This is a genomic window from Micromonospora musae, assembly GCF_003626545.1.
Classification (GTDB): Bacteria; Actinomycetota; Actinomycetes; order Mycobacteriales; family Micromonosporaceae; genus Micromonospora; species Micromonospora musae.
This window is the reverse complement of the sequence record NZ_RAZS01000002.1, coordinates 289,571-307,825: the sequence shown is the minus strand read 5'-3', so window position 1 is coordinate 307,825 and position 18,255 is coordinate 289,571. Positions and strand designations below refer to the sequence as shown.

18 protein-coding genes are annotated in these 18,255 nt (G+C 71.4%); 13 read left to right on the top strand and 5 right to left on the bottom strand.

The window, feature by feature from the left end; genetic code table 11:
• Positions 1 to 24: 24 nt before the first annotated feature.
• Complete coding sequence (locus D7147_RS05855; RefSeq protein WP_120674391.1) at positions 25 to 900, top strand: alpha/beta fold hydrolase; 876 nt, start codon at positions 25 to 27, stop codon at positions 898 to 900.
• A 50-nt stretch (positions 901 to 950) separates the two neighbouring features.
• Here the strand turns inward: D7147_RS05855 and D7147_RS05850 are convergent, their stop codons facing one another.
• Both D7147_RS05850 and D7147_RS05840 read right to left on the bottom strand, forming a co-directional pair.
• Positions 951 to 1,478 (bottom strand): GNAT family N-acetyltransferase, encoded by a 528-nt coding sequence (locus D7147_RS05850; protein WP_120674389.1) that lies wholly within the window; start codon positions 1,476 to 1,478, stop codon positions 951 to 953.
• A 249-nt stretch (positions 1,479 to 1,727) separates the two neighbouring features.
• Positions 1,728 to 2,444, bottom strand: coding sequence for an isocitrate lyase/PEP mutase family protein (locus tag D7147_RS05840; protein ID WP_120675239.1), 717 nt, complete (start codon positions 2,442 to 2,444; stop codon positions 1,728 to 1,730).
• Positions 2,445 to 2,562: 118 nt separating this feature from the next.
• Here D7147_RS05840 and pdxR point away from each other — a divergent pair, with 118 nt between their 5' ends.
• On the top strand, positions 2,563 to 3,993 hold the full coding sequence (gene pdxR, locus D7147_RS05835) for a MocR-like pyridoxine biosynthesis transcription factor PdxR (protein ID WP_120674387.1): 1,431 nt from the start codon (positions 2,563 to 2,565) through the stop codon (positions 3,991 to 3,993).
• Positions 3,994 to 4,002: 9 nt separating this feature from the next.
• On the opposite strand, the gene D7147_RS05830 is transcribed toward pdxR, so the two are convergent.
• Positions 4,003 to 4,662 carry an MBL fold metallo-hydrolase gene (locus D7147_RS05830; RefSeq protein WP_120674385.1) on the bottom strand — a complete coding sequence of 220 codons (660 nt, stop codon included), beginning with the start codon at positions 4,660 to 4,662 and terminating at the stop codon, positions 4,003 to 4,005.
• 171 nt (positions 4,663 to 4,833) lie between these two features.
• Between D7147_RS05830 and D7147_RS05825 the strand changes: the two genes are divergently transcribed.
• The gene (locus tag D7147_RS05825) at positions 4,834 to 5,298 is read left to right on the top strand and encodes a heme-degrading domain-containing protein (protein ID WP_120674384.1); all 465 of its coding nucleotides are present in this window, start codon (positions 4,834 to 4,836) and stop codon (positions 5,296 to 5,298) included.
• Between the two features lie 15 nt (positions 5,299 to 5,313).
• Here D7147_RS05825 and D7147_RS05820 read toward each other — a convergent pair whose 3' ends face one another.
• On the bottom strand, positions 5,314 to 6,282 hold the full coding sequence (locus D7147_RS05820; RefSeq protein ID WP_120674382.1) for a LysR family transcriptional regulator: 969 nt from the start codon (positions 6,280 to 6,282) through the stop codon (positions 5,314 to 5,316).
• Positions 6,283 to 6,403: 121 nt separating this feature from the next.
• Here D7147_RS05820 and D7147_RS05815 point away from each other — a divergent pair, with 121 nt between their 5' ends.
• The 10 genes from D7147_RS05815 to D7147_RS05770 all read left to right on the top strand — a co-directional run bounded on the left by D7147_RS05815 (position 6,404) and on the right by D7147_RS05770 (position 17,563).
• Complete coding sequence (locus tag D7147_RS05815) at positions 6,404 to 7,651, top strand: MFS transporter (RefSeq protein WP_120674380.1); 1,248 nt, start codon at positions 6,404 to 6,406, stop codon at positions 7,649 to 7,651.
• Positions 7,652 to 7,954: 303 nt separating this feature from the next.
• A complete protein-coding gene (locus D7147_RS05810; protein WP_120674378.1) occupies positions 7,955 to 9,085 on the top strand; it encodes an acyl-CoA dehydrogenase family protein in 1,131 nt (376 codons plus the stop codon).
• Positions 9,082 to 9,939: a phosphate/phosphite/phosphonate ABC transporter substrate-binding protein gene (locus D7147_RS05805; protein ID WP_120674376.1), complete on the top strand. Its 858-nt coding sequence runs from the start codon at positions 9,082 to 9,084 to the stop codon at positions 9,937 to 9,939. Before D7147_RS05810 ends, D7147_RS05805 begins: the two co-directional genes overlap by 4 nt.
• Positions 9,917 to 11,095 (top strand): ferritin-like domain-containing protein, encoded by a 1,179-nt coding sequence (locus tag D7147_RS05800; protein ID WP_120674374.1) that lies wholly within the window; start codon positions 9,917 to 9,919, stop codon positions 11,093 to 11,095. The genes D7147_RS05805 and D7147_RS05800 overlap by 23 nt, the downstream gene beginning before the upstream one ends.
• 80 nt (positions 11,096 to 11,175) lie before the next feature.
• Positions 11,176 to 12,141 carry a phosphotransferase enzyme family protein gene (locus D7147_RS05795; protein ID WP_120674372.1) on the top strand — a complete coding sequence of 322 codons (966 nt, stop codon included), beginning with the start codon at positions 11,176 to 11,178 and terminating at the stop codon, positions 12,139 to 12,141.
• A gap of 65 nt (positions 12,142 to 12,206) precedes the next feature.
• Complete coding sequence (locus D7147_RS05790) at positions 12,207 to 12,875, top strand: TOPRIM nucleotidyl transferase/hydrolase domain-containing protein (RefSeq protein ID WP_233562958.1); 669 nt, start codon at positions 12,207 to 12,209, stop codon at positions 12,873 to 12,875.
• 402 nt (positions 12,876 to 13,277) lie between these two features.
• Entirely contained in the window at positions 13,278 to 13,862 is a 585-nt protein-coding gene (locus D7147_RS05785) for an NAD-dependent epimerase/dehydratase family protein (RefSeq protein ID WP_120674370.1), read from the top strand.
• A gap of 152 nt (positions 13,863 to 14,014) precedes the next feature.
• On the top strand, positions 14,015 to 15,247 hold the full coding sequence (locus D7147_RS05780) for an MFS transporter (RefSeq protein ID WP_120674368.1): 1,233 nt from the start codon (positions 14,015 to 14,017) through the stop codon (positions 15,245 to 15,247).
• Positions 15,248 to 15,465: 218 nt separating this feature from the next.
• Positions 15,466 to 15,861, top strand: a complete 396-nt coding sequence (locus tag D7147_RS05775) for a VOC family protein (protein ID WP_120674366.1) — start codon at positions 15,466 to 15,468, stop codon at positions 15,859 to 15,861.
• 205 nt (positions 15,862 to 16,066) lie between these two features.
• Positions 16,067 to 17,563 (top strand): FAD-binding oxidoreductase, encoded by a 1,497-nt coding sequence (locus D7147_RS05770; RefSeq protein ID WP_120675235.1) that lies wholly within the window; start codon positions 16,067 to 16,069, stop codon positions 17,561 to 17,563.
• 93 nt (positions 17,564 to 17,656) lie between these two features.
• Here the strand turns inward: D7147_RS05770 and D7147_RS05765 are convergent, their stop codons facing one another.
• Entirely contained in the window at positions 17,657 to 18,130 is a 474-nt protein-coding gene (locus D7147_RS05765) for an ArsI/CadI family heavy metal resistance metalloenzyme (RefSeq protein ID WP_120674364.1), read from the bottom strand.
• Positions 18,131 to 18,255 lie beyond the last annotated feature (125 nt).

Here is an 18,255-nt window from a genome sequence, read left to right as displayed (position 1 = left end):
GGAGACACCGGAGGGGACCTGCTCGTGTTCGACGGATTCGAGGAGTTCGACGTCACCACCTCGGGCGCGACGATCCACGGACGCCGGGGCGGCAGCGGGCCGCCCGTGCTGCTCCTGCACGGCATACCGGAGACGCATCTCATGTGGCGTCACGTGGCGCCGCACCTCGCCGAGCGGTACACCGTGGTCGCCACCGACCTGCGTGGGTACGGCGACAGCGGCACGCCGGCCAGCACCGCCGGCCACGAGCCCTACAGCAAACGGGCGATGGCTCGCGATCAGTTGGAGGTGATGCGGAGCCTGGGCTACGACCGGTTCCGGCTCGTCGGCCACGACCGTGGAGCGCGGTGCGCCTACCGGCTCGCCCTTGACGAGCCGGACGCCGTCCTGCGGCTGGCCGTCATGGACGTCATTCCCGGCGGCGACGCGTGGAACCGCGCCGACCGGGAGTTCGGCCTCGCCTACTGGGCCTGGTCCTTCCTGGCCGCGCCCGAGCCGGTGCCGGAGCGGTTCATCGGCGCCGCCCCCGCCGTCCTGGTCGACTTCATGCTCGACAACTGGCCGACGGTGAAGGACGCCTTCCCCGCCGAGGTGCGCGCCGAATACGTCGCGAAGTTCGGCGACCCGGAGACCGTCCACGCGATCTGCGAGGAGTTCCGGGCCGCCGCGAGCGTCGACTACCGGCACGACGAGACTGACCGGGGCGAGCGGAGGATCACCTGCCCCGTTCTCTTCCTCTGGGGCGAGCACGGTGCGGTCGCGAAGCTCTACGACGATCCGCTCGCCATCTGGCGAGAATGGGCCGACGACGTCCGCGGCGGTCCGGTGCCGGTCGGACACTTCATTCCGGAGGAGGCCCCGGAGGAGACCGCACGGCAGTTGCTGACCTTTCTCGGCTAGGACGTGTCCTGCCGATCATGGGGCCAGACTCATGATCCGCCAGGCAGAACCTAGTCGCCGAGGACCCGCTCCCACAGCAACCCGTCCCGCCAACTCCCGTCGAGGAGAATCGAGGAGTGCGCGACACCGTACGGGTTGAACCCGTTGCGGCGCAGCACCCGCTGCGACGGCAGGTTCTCCAGATCGGTGGACGCCTCGGCGCGATGCAACCCGAGTTCGTCCGTCATCACCCGGAGTACAAGCCCGACGGCGCGCCCGGCGTGCCCTTGGTTCTGTGCGACGGTGGCGATCCAGTATCCGACGGAGCCGCGGCGCAGGTGCGGCTGAGGCAGGATGCCTCCGACCGTGACCTGCCCGATCACCTGCTCATCGGCGAGCACCACTCCCGGCCAGACCGTGCCGGCCCGGTATCCGGCCAGCAGCCTGTCGATCCGCTCCGCTTGGCCCTCCGGGGTGAAGAAGTCGGCCGGCTGGGCTGGTTCCCACTGCCGGAAAGCCTCAAAGTCCCGCACCCGATGCGCGGCGATCAGGGCGGCGTCGGTGGGCTCGATCAGGCGGATCCTGGTGCTGCTGCACATGTGCTGATCCTCGTCGCGGTGCGTCGGATGAGACGCCAGCCTATGCAGCGCGGCGGTCAAGGCCGAGACGGAACCTCTTGTGGGTAGCTCGATCCTGCTCACCCCCGACAAAGGCCGGCGACAACCCCCAACTTCTGGCGCTGCTGGACGCGGTCCGCGTCAACAAACCCCGGACCCGGCCAGCCTCGCAAACGCCCTCAGTCGCGGCTCTGGAGCGCCGATCCAGTGGCGGCTGCGGGGCGCTGGGCCTCAGCCGCGTAGCCGCGCCGCGAGCTCGGCGGTGGCCCTCTGCGCGTGCCACTGCAGCTGCGGACCGAAGGTGATGCGCGTCGCGCCCAGCCGGGCCAGCTCGGCCACCGCCTCCTTCTCCGGCGTTCCCACCAGGTTGAGCGGGCCCTCGATGCCCGCCCGAAGCAGCGGGATCACCTCGGCCGGCGCCATGATCGGGTAGACGCAGTCGGCGCCGGCGGCCGCGTACAGCCGCGCCCGTGCCACGGCGTCATCCGGGTCGCCCGTCCCGACCAGGAAGGTGTCGACGCGCGCGTTGATGAAGAGGTCGTCACCCGCCTCCGCCCGCACCTCGGCCAGCCACTGGGCGTGCCACTGGGGATCCTTGAGCGTGCTGTGCTCCACGGAGTCCTCCAGGTTGCAGCCGACGGCACCCGCGTCCAGCAGCCGCCCGACCAGCTCCCGGGGCGGAAGTCCGTACCCGCCCTCGACGTCGGCGGAGACCGGGACGGCGACGGCGCGGGCGATTCTCGCCACGGCGGCGAACATCTCGTCGGGCGGAGTCGAGCCGTCCTCGTACCCGAGCGAGGCGGCGATCCCGGCGCTCGGGGTCGCCAACGCGGGGTAGCCGGCCTCGACGAAGGCCCGGGCGCTCGCCGCGTCCCACGGTCCGGGCAGGACGAGCGGGTCACCGTTGGCGCGGTTCTGGTGCAGGGCGCGGAAGGTAGCGGCGGTCATCTTGGCCACGCCCCGAGGGTGTGCGGGGCGTCGGAGCGCAGAGTTCGCTCCACGCCGTCGTTGATCGTCATGCCGGCAACGCTACGTCGCCGGTGGCACTGCGATACGGTCCACTTCCGTGACAGATTCCTGGTCCAGTTCCGCCCCGTCGGTCTCCGGTGCCGACCTGCATCTGGACCTGACCGGCTCCGGGCTGCGCGCCGGGCTCACCGACGCCCTGCGGGAGGCCATCCGCAGCGGACGTCTGGTGCCCGGCACCCGGCTGCCGTCGTCCCGCTCACTCGCCGCCGATCTCGGTATCGCCCGCAACACGGTCGCCGACACCTACGCCGAACTCGTCGCCGAGGGCTGGCTCACCGCCCGACAGGGCTCCGGAACGCGGGTGGCCAAGCGGGCCGAACCGCGCGGCGCGGCGCCCGCCGCCGCTCGCGCCCGGCCCGCCCAGCGCCGTCCCACGTACGGTCTGCTGCCGGGTACGCCGACCCTCGCCGAGTTTCCCCGCGCGGAGTGGCTCAAAGCCGCCCGCCGGGCGCTGACGACGGCCCCGAACGACGCCTTCGGCTACGGCGACGCCCACGGCCGGGTGGAGCTGCGTACCGCCCTCGCGGACTATCTGGCGCGGGCTCGCGGGGTGTACGCGACGCCGGATCGGATCGTGATCTGTGCCGGTTTCCACCACGGTCTGACGCTGATGGCGCAGGTGCTTCGGGCGCGGCGGGTCCCGGCGCTGGCCGTCGAGTCGTACGGCCTCGACGTCTATCGCGACCTGCTGACCAGCGCCGGCCTGCGGATCCCACCCCTCTACGTCGACGAGCACGGCGCGCGCACCGACGACCTGGCGGGATTGAGCGGGGTCGGCGCGGCGCTGTTGACCCCGGCGCACCAGTACCCGACGGGGGTCGCGTTGACCCCGCAGCGACGCACGGCGGCGGTGGACTGGGCCCGCGCCACGGGCGGGCTGATCCTGGAGGACGACTACGACGGCGAGTTCAGATACGACCGCCAGCCGGTGGGCGCGCTGCAGGGCCTGGACCCGGAGCGGGTGGTGTACTTCGGCACGGCGAGCAAGTCGCTGGCGCCCGCGCTGCGGCTCGGGTGGATGGTGCTGCCGAAGGAGCTGGTCCCGGAGATCGTGGCCGCCAAGGGGGAGATCGACTACATGTCGAGCGCGGTGGAGCAGCTGACGCTCGCCGAGTTCATCGCCTCCGGCGCGTACGACCGTCAGGTGCGCTCGATGCGGGTGCGCTACCGGCGCCGCCGGGACGAGCTGGTCGCGGCGCTGGCCCAGCGGGCGGCCGGCGTCCGCGTGACCGGGATGGCGGCCGGGCTGCAGGCGGTCCTCGAGCTCCCGCTCGGCACCGAGGCGTCGGTGGTCCAGGCGGCGGCCCACCGGGGCCTGGCGGTGGCCCCGATGGCCGACTTCCGTCACGAACTGGCCGACCCGGGCTGGCGGTCGGCCGAGCCGGACGGGCTGGTGGTCAACTACGCGGCCCCCTCGGACAGCGCGTGGGCGGGCGCGCTGGACGCGCTCTGCGGAGTCATGCCGTAGGCCCGCCGGTCAGAGGGTCGCCGTGTCGCCGGGCCTGATCAGGTCGTGCCAGGTGATGCCGAGCTGCTCGACGTAGGGGCGGTAGGTGTCGTAACGCTGGGTGATGAAGAAGTCCTTGGCGTAGCCGTCGTGCAACGGGACGACGGCTGCGGGCCGGAGCTGGGCGATGAAGCCGGCGACGAGTCGCTCGGTCAGGTACGGGCCCAGGACGGGCACGGCGAGCAGGTCGACGCCTCGGTGGGCGAAGAGGACCGGGTGCAGGGAGTCGCCGCAGTGCAGGACGCGACCATCGACGAGGTACGCCGTGTTGGCGGGGGTCTCGTCGGCGAGCACCGGTTCGTGGTCGGCACGGATCGCGTCGATGGTCACGCCGTTGACGTGGTGCCGTCCGGGTTCGAGCACGGTGACGGTCAGGCCGTACCCGGCGAGGTGTTCGGCGCTCTCCCGGTTGCCGAGCAGCGGCGCCCCCGTGCGTCGCGTGATCGCGGTCAGGGCGTCCGGGTCGGCGTGGTCGGGGTGGTGGTGGGTCACGGCGATCGCGTCGAGGTCACCGAAGTCCTCCGGGGTGACCTGGCCTTCGACGAAGGTGAACCGGCCGGGGTCGATGAGCAGCCGGGCGGCGCCGGTGTCGACGAGCAGGCACGAGTGCAGGTACTTGGTGACGCGCATCGTCGTCGCGTACCCGACCGGGTGCCGCCCATGCCATCCGTGGTGGCACGCGCCGGCGCGTCACGGCCGGGCCCGCCGCCGAGCTGTTGCGGTAGGCACACCGTGGCGCCTCGCCGGCTTCCGCTCTGTTTAGATCGCTGTGACGAACGAGGAAGGGAGCGGCACACCGTGATGGCAGAGCTTCAGGAGCAGGAGGAACGCCTCCAGTTCGACCGTTTCGACCACGACGACGCGTGGGCCCTGGGCACCCGCCTGGTCGAGCTGGGGCGGGCACGGGGCCACGCCATCACGGTCGACATCCGCCTCGGCGACCACCAGCTCTTCCACTACGCGCTGCCCGGCACCTCCGCCGACAACGACGACTGGATCGAACGCAAGATCCGGGTCGTACGCCGGTTCGGGCACAGCTCCTACCGGGTGGGCCAGAGCTTCCGCGACCGCGGCACCACCTTCGAGGAGCAGGCCCACCTCGATCCGGCCCGCTACGCGGCGCACGGCGGCTGCTTCCCGATCATCCTCAAGGGCACCGGCCCGGTCGGCACCGTCACCGTCTCCGGCCTGCCCCAACTCGACGACCACCGCCTGGTCGTGGAGGCCCTCGGACTCTTCCTGGAGACCGAGCGCTCCGGTCGCTGACGCGCGGCCCGCCCGTCAGCGGCGGGTGTCCGCGATCTCGTCGGCGCTGCGGCGTGCTGCCGCCGCCCAGGCAGGGAGCCAGGCCGTCTCGGGGATCGGGGTCAGGCTCGCGAAGTGCTCGATGATCGCCCGAAGTCCCGGATGCGGATCCGTTTCGGGGAGCATGAGCGAGAGCGGGTAGACGAGCGCCGGGTCCACGATCGGGATGCGGCGCAGGTCGTGGCTCGCCGGCCAGAGGTACCGGTCGCGCGAGCCGACGAGGGTGGCCACGTCGGCGGAGTCCGCGAGGGCGTCGAGGAGCACCTCGGTGCCGAAGTTCGGGCCCGCCGCGTCGATCCGCAGGTCGAAGGCGGCGGCGAGCTGGTCGTAGAACTCCGCCCACTCGCTCCGAGGCACGATGCCCGGCACCCAGATCCGACGCTCGCGCAGCTGGCGTGGGGTCACCGTTCGTGCGGCGGCGAGCGGATGCCGGGGGCCGACGAGGAGTTCCAGCGGCGAGTCGAAGGCGTGGACCATCCGTACGTCGGGCGGGAGCGTGGCCGGATCGGTGACGGTTCGGAACGAGGCGTCGATCTCGCCGGCCCGCACGGCGGCGGCCACCACGTGCGGGTCGTCGACCCTGAGCGTCACCACGTCGAGCTCCGTCTCGGGGTGCGACCGCCAGTAGTCGTGCAGCACGACGGCCTGCGCGCTCCGTAGGCCGAGGACATCGATCCGAAGCGCCCGCGAGCCCGGCCGGACCGCGGTGACCGCCCGATCGACGGCCGCGACGATGCTCCGCGCATGGGGAAGGAACGCCTGACCGTCGAGCGTCAGCTCGACCCCCCGGGCGGTACGGGTGAACAGCCGCACCGCCAGCTCCCGCTCCAGGGCGGCGACCCGCTTCGAGATCCCCTGCTGGGTCACGCCCAGCTCGTCGGCCGCGTGCTGCAACTGCCCGAACTCGGCCGCCCGGACGAACGATCGCACCGCCTCGGTATCCACCAGCCCAGCCTATGCCTGCCCAACTGATCGTTGTGGCTCGCCGTGGAGCGGTTGTTTGACCCTGCGCTTTCCCGGCCGATCTGATGCAGGGACACCACCATCAGTTGTCCCCGGAGGCGACGTGCGCGTAAAGTTGGGCGCCAGTTTCGGCTGGCTCTGGTCGGCCTACGCGGTCAGCACCTACGGCACGTGGATCGCCTTCGGCGCGTTCCCGCTCATCGCGGTCCGGGAGCTGCACGCATCGGCCTTCGCGGTCTCGCTCCTGGAGGCCGCCGGGCTCGCCGTCGCGGCGATCATCGCGTTCCCGCTCGGGCCGTGGGTCGAGCACCGGCCCAAGCGTCCGGTGATGATCGCTATGGACCTGGCCCGGTTCCTGGCGATGGCGAGTGTCCCGGCGGCGTATCTCCTCGGCTCGCTCTCCTACGGCCAACTGCTGGTCGTCTCGGTCGTCTCCGGGGCCGCGAGCATCACCTTCGCCGCGGCCTCCGGCGCGTACCTGAAACACCTCGTCCGCGGTGATCACCTCCTCATCGCGAGCGGGAGATTCGAGGGCACGAGCTGGGTGGCGACGGCGGCCGGACCGCCCCTCGGCGGCGCGCTCAGCGGGCTGCTCGGCCCGGTCGTCACCATCCTGGCCGACTCGATCAGCTATCTGCTCTCCGCGCTCGGGGTGCTCCGCATCCGCGGCGGCGACGTCGCGACGCCCCGCGACCCGGCGACCCGGTTGCGCCGCGCCGACCTCCTCGACGGCTGGCGGTTCATCCTGCGCGACCGCGTACTACGGCGACTGTTCCTCAACTCGACTCTGGTCGGCGGCCTGATCATGGCCACCGCCCCGCTCCTCGCCCTCCTCCTGCTGGGCGAGTACCACTTCCCCGCCTGGCAGTACGGTCTCGCCTTCGGCCTCCCGGCACTCGGCGGCTTCGTGGGGGCCCGGCTCTGCGCACGCCTCGTGCGGCGTCACGGCCGGTACCGCGTCATGACCGTCTCCGGTTGGCTGCGGTCGCTCTTCCCGCTCGGCCTCGCGTTTCTCCAGCCCGGCCTCAGCGGACTCCTCACCGTGATCGTCGTCGAGGGCCTGCTGATCACGTGCATGGGCGTCTTCAACCCGATCCACGCCACCGAACGCCTGCAACGGACTCCCGCCGACCGCGCCGCCCAGGTCCTCACCACCTGGAGCGTCAGCAGCAGACTCACGCAGGCGACCCTCATGGTGATCTGGGGCCTGCTCGCCACGCTCGTCGGCCCGCTCGCCGCGATCGCGCTCTCCGGCGTCCTCCTGCTCGCCACCCCGCTCCTGCTGCCCCGACGATCGGACCTGCTGGTACGCCCACCCGCCCAGCCGGCCGAGCGGGTCCCGGCCGGCTGACTCGCCGCGACGTCAGCGGCCGGTTAGGCCGGGGTGGCCCGCTCGCTGCCGCGGCGGGCGCTGGCACGATGACCGATCGATGGGAGCCTCTTCCGGTCGTCGCGTTCCGTAACTACGCTGTTGCCCAGCCAGTACACCCACTCAGCACCTGGCCTCCGGCGCCGTCTGCCGCTTCCGCTCTCCGAGCCACTTCACACCGGACACCCCCACCGAACCGGTGGGCGCAGTCACCCGTTCCACCCGGATTCCCAGGCCACTGGCACCACCACAGGTCGGTTCACTCTGCATCTGGGGAGGAAGACAATGGGACATCACGAGTCGTTGAGTCGGATCATCGAGGAGATCGTCGTACCCCAGGCCTTGGAGGTCGACCGGTCCGCCGCCTTTCCCCGCAAGGCCGTCGACGCGTTGGCGGACGTCGGCCTGCTCGCCCTCACGGTGCCGAGCGAACACGGCGGCGGCGGGCAGGATCTCCGCGCGGCCACGGACGTGATCCGGCAACTCTCGACCGCCTGCGGGTCGACCGCGATGGTCACCCTGATGCACTACAGCGCGGTGGCCGCGCTGACCGCCACGGACTCCGGCGACGTGCTGCGCGAGATCGCCGCCGGACGGCACCTGAGCACGCTGGCCTTCTCCGAGGCCGGATCACGCAGCCACTTCTGGGCGCCGGTGAGCACGGCCACCGACGACGGCGGGCAGGTACGTCTGGACGCCCGGAAGAGCTGGGTCACCTCGGCCGGCGAGGCGGACAGCTACGTCTGGTCGAGCCGGCCGCTCACCGCCGCCGGGCCGATGTCGCTGTGGCTGGTCGAGGCCGGCTCGCCGGGACTCTCCATCGGCCCGGAGTTCGACGGGCTCGGACTGCGCGGCAACGACTCCCGCCCGGTCACCGCCGACGGTCTGCTGGTGCCCGCCAGCGCCCGGCTCGGCCCCGACGGCGCGGGCCTGGACCTCGCGCTCACCGCCGTGCTGCCCTGTTTCCTGCTGCTCAACGCCGCCGCGAGCATCGGACTGATGCAGGCGGTGACCCGGGAGACGGCGGAGCATCTGACCCGTACCCGGCTGCAGCACCTGAACCGGTCGCTCGCCGGGCAGCCGGAGTCCCGGGCGATCCTGGCCCGGATGCGGATCGAGACCGATCGCACCGCGGCGCTCCTGGACACCACCCTGACCGCACTGGCCCAGGGACGTGACGACGCGCAACTGCTCGTCCTGGAGATCAAGGCGGCGGCGGACGGCGGTGCCGCCGAGGTCGCGGACCTGGCGATGACGGCGTGCGGCGGCGCCGCGTTCCGCAAGGAGTTGGGGATCGAACGCCGCTTCCGCGATTCCCGGGCCGCCCGGGTGATGGCGCCGACCACGCCGGCGTTGCTGGACTTCGTCGGGCGGGCGCTGTGCGGCCTGCCGCTGCTGGACGGAGCCGACGCGTGAGGCACACCCTGCTGCTCGGCGCCGTCGCCTACGACCCGAAGGTCGTGACCATCTGGACCGGCTTCCGGTCCTGGTTCCGCGACCGCGGCCTCGACCTGGACTACGTCCTCTATTCGCAGTACGAGCGGCAGGTCGAGGAGCTGCTGGCCGGCCGGATCGACCTGGCCTGGAACTCTCCCCTGGCCTGGCTGCGCGCCCAGCGGCTGGCTCGCGCGCAGGACACGACGGTACGTCCGATCGCGATGCGCGACACGGATCGCGACCTCACCTCGGTCGTCGTGGTGCGAGCCGATTCGGCGCATCAGACTCTGTCCGACCTGCGTGGCCGGACGGTGGCCACCGGTGCGGTCGACTCGCCGCAGGCGACCCTGCTGCCGTTGGCGCTGCTGCGCGCCGCCGGCCTGGACCCGAAGGTGGACATCGAGCTGCTCCGGTTCGACGTCGGGGTCGGCCTGCACGGCGACCATGTGGGCGGGGAGCGGGACGCCGCGCAGGCGCTGCGCGCCGGGCGCGCGGACGCGGCCTGCCTGCTCGACGCGAACCTGCTGCTCTTCGGGCGGGAGGGCACGCTGCCGGCGGGATCGGTGCGGGTCCTCGCCCAGACGGCGCCGTACGACCACTGCAACCTGACCGCCGGGCCGGCCGCCGACCCGGCACTCGTCGACCACTTCGGCAAGCTGCTGCTCGGCATGTCCTACGCGGACGACTCGGCCCGGCCGCTGCTGGACCTGGAGGGGCTGAAGCAGTGGCTGCCCGGCCGGACGGACCGCTACGCGGCGCTGGACAGGGCGGTCACGGAGACCGACTTCTACGATCCCCGGGGAGCACTCGGTGCCGCCGACTATCGACCTTGAGGATCTCGGTCTGGACTCCGGCGGTCACCTCCTGGTCGAGCGGGCGCTGGCCGGGCTGACGCCCGGTGACCGGCTGGTGGTACGCGGCCGACATCCCGCGCTCGGCGTGCACCTGGCCGCCTGGTGCCGCGCCGAAGGGCACCGGCTCGACCCGGCGGTCGAGGGGCCGACCATCATCCGGGGCCACGCCGATCTGGACCGCTGGCGGGACGCGCAGCGGGCCGGCGCGACGGCCAACGACGTCGTCGCGCACGCCAGCCGCCACTGGGGGTTGGCCGCCCGAGGCGCGCTGGTGGAGCCGGGCGGCCCCGCCCTGGCGGTCGACTGGGTCGACCGCGACCTGGTCTGGGCCGACCTCGCACCTCGCCTCTACGCCCAGGCCACCGCGAACCAGTGGGATCCGGCGACCGCAGTGGACTGGGCGGCGGCCGGGTCGTTGCCGGAGCACGTCGAGGACGCCGTCGTCCAGGTGATGACCTACCTGGTCGAGAACGAGCAGGCGGCGCTGATGATCCCGGCCCGGCTGCTGTCCCGGCTGCATCCGCACTTCCGGGAGGTCATGCAGCTGCTCGCGGCCCAGGCCGCGGACGAGGCGCGGCACGTGGAGATCTTCAGTCGGCGGGCCCTGCTCAACCGGGACGTGCTCGGGCTCTCCGGCGCCGGTGGCCGGGCGTCGCTGCAGACCCTGATCGAGGAGCCCGACTTCACCCTCGCCTCGTTCCTCCTCTCCGTCCTGGGCGAGGGCAGCTTCCTGGACCTGCTGCACTTCCTGCACCGGCATGCCCCGGACCGGGTCACCGCGGACGTCACCCGACTCGCCGCCCGCGACGAGGCCCGACACGTCGCCTTCGGGGTCGCGCACACCGCCCATGTGGTCCGGGCGGACCAGGGCTTCCTGCACCGGCTGCGTACGGCTGTCGAGCGACGTCACGCCGCCCTCGCCGACACGGCCGGGCTGAACAAACAGGTCTTCGACGCGCTGGTCGTCCTCGCCGCCGGGTCCTGGACGCCGGCAGCGATAAGCCACGGCTGGCAGGAGGTGCTCCGCCTGCAACAGGCGATGGACGAGGGTCGCCGCCGGCGGCTCGAATACATCGGTTTCCCGGCCGACGAGGCGACCGCGCTCTCCGCGCTGCACACCCGCAACTTCATGTGAACGTGGCCTGTCTCGCCACCGCCGGCGCAGGCAGACGAAACCGCCTTGCCGGGTGGGCCGCCGGCTGCGACGCTCCGGCTGTGATCGACAAGCCTGATGTCGACGAGCGGCTACTCGCGACCGAGGTGGCCGCCGCCTGGGCGGTGGACCTCACCAGTCTCACGTTCATGCCGGTCGGGCTCGACGGGCACGCATGGGCGTACCGGGTGGAGACGTCCGAGGGCGGGCGCTACTTCCTGAAGCTGCGCCACGGCGAGTTCGGCCGGGCGGCCACCCGGCTGCCCGGCTTCCTCCGGGCGCAGGGCGTCCGGCAGGTCGTAGCACCGATCGACCTGCCGGACGGCGGATCGAGCCACGGGTTCGGCGCCTACCAGCTGCTGCTCTACCCGTTCCATGACGGCGGCAGCCGTTGGGGGCGTGGTCTCGCCGACCGGCAGTGGACCGAGTACGGCGAGTTCCTGGGCCGGCTGCACGCGGTCGCACCGAGCGCCGACATCGCCGCGGACCTGCCGAGCGAGACCTACCGATCGAACGCGGGTGAGCGGCTGCGCCTCCTCGGCGGGCAGGCCGCGGCGAGCGAAGCCCTCGGCGCGTTCTGGGCCCGGTACGGTGCCGCGCTGCACCGCCTGTCGGAGACGGTCGAGCAGCTCGCCGGCCACGTGCCGCCGGGTCGACACGTCATCTGCCACGCCGACATCCACCCCGGCAACCTGATCGCCGACGGCGACGGCCCCCTGCACGCCGTGGACTGGGACGCGCCCATCCTCGCGCCGCGCGAACGGGACCTGATGTTCGTCTACAGCCAGGACTTCGGCGACCATCCGATCAACGCACACCGTGCCGCGCTCTTCCGCACCGGCTACGGCCCGTACGAAGTGGACCGGACCACGCTGAGCTACTACCGCGGCGAACGGCACCTCGACGACGCCGCCGCGTTCCTGGACGGCATCCTCAACTCCGCGGCGAGCCCGGAGTCTCGCGCCAACGACCTGCACTGGCTGACCCGCATCGCCGAGACCGTCGCCGACCCCGGCTACGCGGCCTGACTCCCCCGTTGATCAGACCCTAAATCCCTGGTCGGACGAGAGGCACATCATCGATGATTGCGGCCATGGCCACGACCCGACAGGCTGACACCTCCCCGGCCGACGCGCTCGACGGCCACCTCGGGGGCAATGCCGCCTCGATCCGGGCGACGGCCCGGGCGCTGGCGAAGGTCGAGTCCGCCCTGGCCGTGGTGCTCGTCGAGGGCATCAGCGATCAGATCGCGCTGGAGACGGCCGCCGTGGGCCGAGGCCGGGACCTCGAGGCGGAGCGGGTCGTGATCGTGCCGATCGGCGGGGCACACGCGATCGGCCACTTCCTCACCAGGTTGGCCCCGTTGGGCCCACGGGTCAGACGGGCTGGTCTCTGCGACGTGCGTGAGGAGGCGGTGTTCCGGCGTGGGCTGGAGGCCGCCCAGGTCGGCTCGCCCCGTACGCGCGGCGAGATGGAGCGCCTCGGCTTCTACGTCTGCGACAAGGACCTGGAGGACGAGCTGATCCGCGCCCTGGGTACCGAGGAGGTCGAGGCGCTCTTCGACTCGCAGGGCGACCTCCGGTCGTTCCACTCCTTCCAGAGCCAGCCCGCCTGGCGCGGCCGGCAGCCCGAGGCGCAACTGTGGCGGTTCCTGCGCAGCAGCTCCCGCCGCAACCAGCGGTACGCGCGCCTGCTCGTCGAGGCGGCCGTCGCCCGGGACCGCCTGCCGCGGCCGCTCGACGCGTTGCTCAGCGCCCTCTGACCTGGGCCACGAACCCGCCGCCGAGCTGTTGATCGGCCCTCCCCCGCCCCGCCCGCCCGGCCGGTCGGCGGAGCACGTCACCCGCTCGGTGCTGGGCGGCGGAGCACGTCCGACCCCGGTGAGCCGGCGGCGGTGAACGGGTCGCGATCGACCGTCCCACCAGGCCGCGCACGTCTCGGCAGCTGGTCGGGTCGACGCTTAATTGGCCCACGGACTCGCCGTGTAACTGGACCAGATCGTGGTGCCACCTGGCGCGTAACTTTGCGGCCGTAACCACGAAGCAGGCACCCACATTCGGACAGCGGACGCAAGGAACACAGCCCGCCTGAAACCGGGCAGATTCCGGTGCGGCCCGGGTGGCGCACGTGGCTCGACCTACGAAACCACGATTGTTTGGGAGCGATGATGCGGATTTTTCTCGCCGGCGCGTCCGGTGTGATCGGGCGGCGGCTGATCCCCCGGCTGGTTCAGGCAGGGCATGTGGTCGGTGGCATGACTCGCTCGTCCGACAAGACGGAGCTGCTGGCGCAGCTCGGCGCCGAGCCGATCCTGTGTGACGTCTTCGACCGGGACGCCCTGATCAAGGCGGTTCGCGAATTCGAACCGGACGTCATCCTGAACGAGCTGACCGATCTGCCGGACGAGGTGGAGAAGATCGGTGATCATGCGGAGCTGAACGCCCGCATCCGGACCGAGGGCAACCAGAACCTGATCGAGGCGGCCCGGCAGAGCGGATCGCCGAAGATCCTGGCCCAGACCGTCGCCTGGCAGTTGCCGGACGGGCCCGACGCCCGGGCCGTCGCCGAGCTGGAGCGCAACGTCCTCGCCGAGGGTGGTGTGGTGCTGAGCTACGGGCAGTTCTACGGGCCCGGCACCTACAACGAAGAGCAGATCCCCGCCGAGCCCCGAGTCCAGATCGACCGGGCTGCCGCGCGCACCGTGGAGCTGCTGGATGCGCCGTCGGGCGTCGTCGTCATCACCGACTAACGATCACCATCCGGGCGCCGGGCCGCGCACCGAACTCGCCCGTGGACCAGTTCCCGGCCGACGACGGTCCGGCCCGGCCGCGGATTCCCTCTCCACCTTCACCAACTCATCGGCTCGCGCATCGCCACGCGCGACCGTTCCAGGGAGCTGTCATGTCCTCGATTCCGGGAACCATCGACGCGCCCGCGACCCGCCGGCGGCGTACTCTCCCCGCCGGGCTGGCGTTGCCGGGCGCGGCGCTCGCGTTCACCAGCCTGTATCTCGGGGCGGGTGTATTGACCCCCCTGCTGGTGCTCTACCGCCAGCAGTGGAACTTCGCGCCGTCACTGCTCACGCTGGCCTTCGCGGTCTACGCGATCGGCTTCCTCGCCGCCGTCCTGACGCTGGGGTCGCTCTCCGACCATGTGGGACGGCGTCCGGTGCTCGTCGGCGCGCTTGTCATCCAGCTGGCGTCGAACGTCCTGTTCCTCGTCGCCCCCGATGTGGGTTGGGTGATCGCCGGGCGCATCGTGCAAGGTGTCGCCAGCGGCGCGGCGACGGCCGCCTTCACCGCGGCGCTCGTCGAGCTCGCCCCGTCGAACAGGAAGAGACTCGGCACGATCCTCGGCAGTGTCGGCCTCACGGGCGGTCTGGGTGCCGGCTCGCTGTTGGCCGGTCTCGCCATCCAGTTCACGGCCACGGCGAACACGATCGTCTTCGTCGTCCTCATCGCCCTCACGGTGCTCGGGGCGGTCGTCATCGCCCTGTCGCCGGAGACGATGCCCCGCACCTCGGGCGCGCTCCGCTCGATGGTTCCGCGCGTCGCTGTTCCGCCCGCCGCCCGAACGGAGTTCGCCGCCGCGGCGCCGGTGGTTGCCGCCGTCTGGATGCTCGCGGGGCTCTCCGGCGGGCTGGCCCCGAGCATGGTCCGCAGTGTCTTCCACCTGGACAGCGGTGTGCTCAATGGCGTGACCGGGTTCATCGCCCCGGCGGTGGCGGCCGTCGTCGGGCTGACCTTCGCCCGCCTCGATCCACGGCGAGCGATGACCATCGGGATCTACGCGTCCCTCGTCGGGGCCCTCGGCATCATCGGTGGGGTGTTCGCCGGGAGCCTGGCCATCATGATCATCGGGCAGGCCATCGCCGGTGTCGGTTTCGGCGCGTCCTTCACCGCCGCGCTGCGCCTGGTCTTCCCGCTCGCGGCGGCGCACCAGCGCGCGGGACTCGTCGGCGGGATCTACGTCGTCTCGTACGTCGCCTTCGGGCTACCCATCGTCGTCGAGGGGCAGCTCACCGGCCCACTCGGCGAGGTGCCGGCGGTCGTCTGCTACACCGCGTTGACGGTTCTACTCACGCTCATCAGCCTCGCCGCCCAGACCCGCATCACCCGGCGGGCGCGCAGCTGACGGACGCATCGTCGCCCTCCACGTCGAAGGAGCGACGCCGACCCGACCGCCATCGGGCGCGCCGGAATGGGTGATACTGGCCAACGCGTGAAGCCCCCGGTGGGAACCGATCCTTCGCGGACCTGTTCCCACCGGGGGTTCCGCACGCATCCGATGCGCCAGGTCAGCAAGTCTGATGTCCCTGGTCCTCAACCTCGTCCACACCATCGGGGAGAGTCGTGACAAGCAGGTTCACCGAGTTGACCGTCGACTGCCACGATCCGGAGAGGCTCGCCGCCTTCTGGTGCGAGGTCCTGGACTTCACGGTGATCGACCAGGGCGAGAGCAAGGTCGAGATCGGCTCCTGGGTGCCGACCGTCGAGCAGGTTCGGGCCCGCCAGATGCCGCCCACCCTGCTCTTCATCCGGGTGCCCGAGGGCAAGACCGCGAAGAACCGGCTGCACCTCGACGTCAGCCCGATCGACGGCAGCACCGAGGACGAGGTGACCCGGCTGCTCGGCCTCGGCGCCACCAGGACGGATGTGGGCCAGGGGGCGGACCGGAGCTGGGTGGTCATGGCAGACCCCGAGGGCAACGAGTTCTGCGTCCTGCGCACCCTCGCACCGCGAAGCTAGGCCGCGAGTGCCCACCCGCACCGTGACGTGGCCGCCCCGACCGCTCTCTGCCGTGGCCGGGCGGGAATCACCCGAGCGGGCTATTACGACAAAGACTCACAACCCGGACAAAACCTCTCGTAATACCGTCGGTTGGCACGTCCGCTGACAGGCAAGAGTCCTCTTGATCGGCAGCCGGCGTGGCCCGATCGAGAGGATGCGGATCATGCACGACCTTTCCCGTCGCAAGCTACTCAAGGCGACCGCCGTCGGCGCCGGGGCGGTGGCTCTTCCGGGCCTCCTGTCCGGAGGCACCCCGGGCTTCGCAGCCGACACCGCGGGGTGGTCGTCGAGCGAGAAGCACCCGCCGGCACGACTGACCGGTCGCATCGTCCGGCCCCAGGACCCCGACTACGCGGACGCCAGCCTCGGCTGGGACGAACTCTTCGTCCGCTATCCGCTGGTCATCGTCTTCGCCCAGGAGACCCAGGACGTGGTCAACGCCCTCACCTGGGCGCGGCAGAACGACGTCGCGCTCCGGGTACGCAGCGGCCGGCACAGCCTCGAGGGCTGGTCGAACGTGGACAACGGCATCGTGATCGACGTCAGCGAGCTGAAGTCGACAGACATCGACACCGCTGCCCGCGTCGCACGCGTCGGCGCGGGGCTCAACCAGTTGGAGGCGGTCACCGCGCTCGCCGAGCACGACCTCGCCGCGACGACGGGTACCGAGGGAAGCGTGGGCCTCTCCGGCGCGACTCTCGGCGGCGGCTTCGGCTTCCTCACCCGCTACCTCGGCATGGCCTGCGACAACCTCATCGGAGCGGAGGTCGTTCTCCCGCACGGCGCCGACGGGGCGAAGGCGGTCGAGGTCGACCTGCACCACCACTCCGACCTGCTCTGGGCGCTGCGCGGCGCGGGAAACGGCAACTTCGGCATCGTCACCTCACTCACGTACCAGGCGGCTCCGCTGCGCAGCGTCGCCTACCTGCAAGCGACCTGGGAGGGCCTCGACGACCTGCACGCTGTCTTCGACACGTGGCAGCGTTCCGCGCCGTTCACCGACCCGCGCCTCGGCACCCAACTGGAGATCCACAAGTCCGAGATCCTGCTCTTCGGGGTGCTCGCGGAGGGATCGGAGGCAGAGGCCCGGCACCTGCTGGAGCCCGTCCTCTCGATCGGCAGCCCACAGGTCACTGTGCAGCTCGGCAACTGGGGCGACATCTACTCCGGCTTCCAGGTCCCGATCGAGGACGAGCCGGCGAACTGGAAGTTCTTCTCGCAGTTCACCAACGAGCCGTTCCCGAAGAAGGCGATCAGCGTGATCCGCGGGTTCATGGAGGACGCCCCCTCGGAGGAGAGCAACTTCTTCACCCAGGCGTTCGGCAGGGGCGCGCAGACGAACGAACCCCAGGGAGGTACGGCGTTCCCGCACCGCAGGGCGCTCTTCTACTCCGAGCCCGGCGCCGGCTGGGGCACTCGTGGCGAGCCGGACAGCGGCGACGCGGTAACGCCGATCGCCCAGGCCTGGATCGCCGAGTTCAGCCAGGCACTGCGCCCCTACGTCAACGGCGCCTACGTCAACGTGCCGAACATCGGGATGGCGGAGCGGGAGACCGCCTACTGGGGAGACAACTTCGACCGGCTACGCAAGATCAAAGCGAAGTACGACCCCCACAACGTCTTCCAGTACGAGCAGAGCGTCCCGCCGGCGACCTGCTGACCCGACCGCGCCCCTCGCGGAAGCGGTCGTCGTCGGCAGCGGAGGCGTGCGCGCCTGACACCTGCCCACGGTCAGGCGCGCACGTTCCTTCGTTCAGCAGCAGCGCGATCCGGCGCCGCTCGCCACCGTCGCCTGCTCCGCCGCGACACCGTTCGGTTCGCCGCAGCGGCACTCCCCTTCGGTCGTCTTGGCGAGCGTCTCGGCGTCGGCCTTGACGGTGTAGACCTCCCAGGGCTCGTTGCCGGGGCCGCGCACCCAGACCTTGTCCTGCAGCGCGTAGCAGCACTCGGTGCTCTTCTCCTCCAACGTGATGAGGCCGGAGTCGGTGAGACGCGCGGTGGCGGCGTTGACGTCGTCGGTGCTGAACACCTCGACGCCCAGATGGTCCATGACGGTGGGCTGGTCGGCCTCACCTTCGAGAAGTACGAGCTTCAGTGGCGGGTTCTCGACGGCGAAGTTCGCGTAGCCGGGGCGACGCTTCGCCGGCTCGACGCCGAACAGCTTCGAGTAGAAGGCGACCGAACCTTCGAGGTCGGACACGCGCAGGGCGAGCTGGACGCGGGACATGGGGAACCTCCTGCTGGTGATGGTGGGTCAACGGACGTCGGAGTCGGGCGGCGGCACGCCGCCGTTGTCTAGATGGTTTTCGAATCAGCCCCCACGTTGCACCCTGTTTCGAGATCTGTCAACCT

Excerpts from the sequence above, each read along its gene's own strand:
- D7147_RS05825 (WP_120674384.1), top strand. The coding sequence starts at position 4,834 with ATGGCAGAGCTTCAGGAGCAGGAGGAACGCCTCCAGTTCGACCGTTTC.
- D7147_RS05830 (WP_120674385.1), bottom strand. The coding sequence starts at position 4,662 with ATGCGCGTCACCAAGTACCTGCACTCGTGCCTGCTCGTCGACACCGGC.
- D7147_RS05770 (WP_120675235.1), top strand. The coding sequence starts at position 16,067 with ATGCACGACCTTTCCCGTCGCAAGCTACTCAAGGCGACCGCCGTCGGC.
- D7147_RS05840 (WP_120675239.1), bottom strand. The coding sequence starts at position 2,444 with ATGACCGCCGCTACCTTCCGCGCCCTGCACCAGAACCGCGCCAACGGT.
- D7147_RS05780 (WP_120674368.1), top strand. The coding sequence starts at position 14,015 with ATGTCCTCGATTCCGGGAACCATCGACGCGCCCGCGACCCGCCGGCGG.
- D7147_RS05850 (WP_120674389.1), bottom strand. The coding sequence starts at position 1,478 with ATGTGCAGCAGCACCAGGATCCGCCTGATCGAGCCCACCGACGCCGCC.
- D7147_RS05810 (WP_120674378.1), top strand. The coding sequence starts at position 7,955 with ATGGGACATCACGAGTCGTTGAGTCGGATCATCGAGGAGATCGTCGTA.
- D7147_RS05785 (WP_120674370.1), top strand. The coding sequence starts at position 13,278 with ATGATGCGGATTTTTCTCGCCGGCGCGTCCGGTGTGATCGGGCGGCGG.
- D7147_RS05765 (WP_120674364.1), bottom strand. The coding sequence starts at position 18,130 with ATGTCCCGCGTCCAGCTCGCCCTGCGCGTGTCCGACCTCGAAGGTTCG.
- D7147_RS05790 (WP_233562958.1), top strand. The coding sequence starts at position 12,207 with ATGGCCACGACCCGACAGGCTGACACCTCCCCGGCCGACGCGCTCGAC.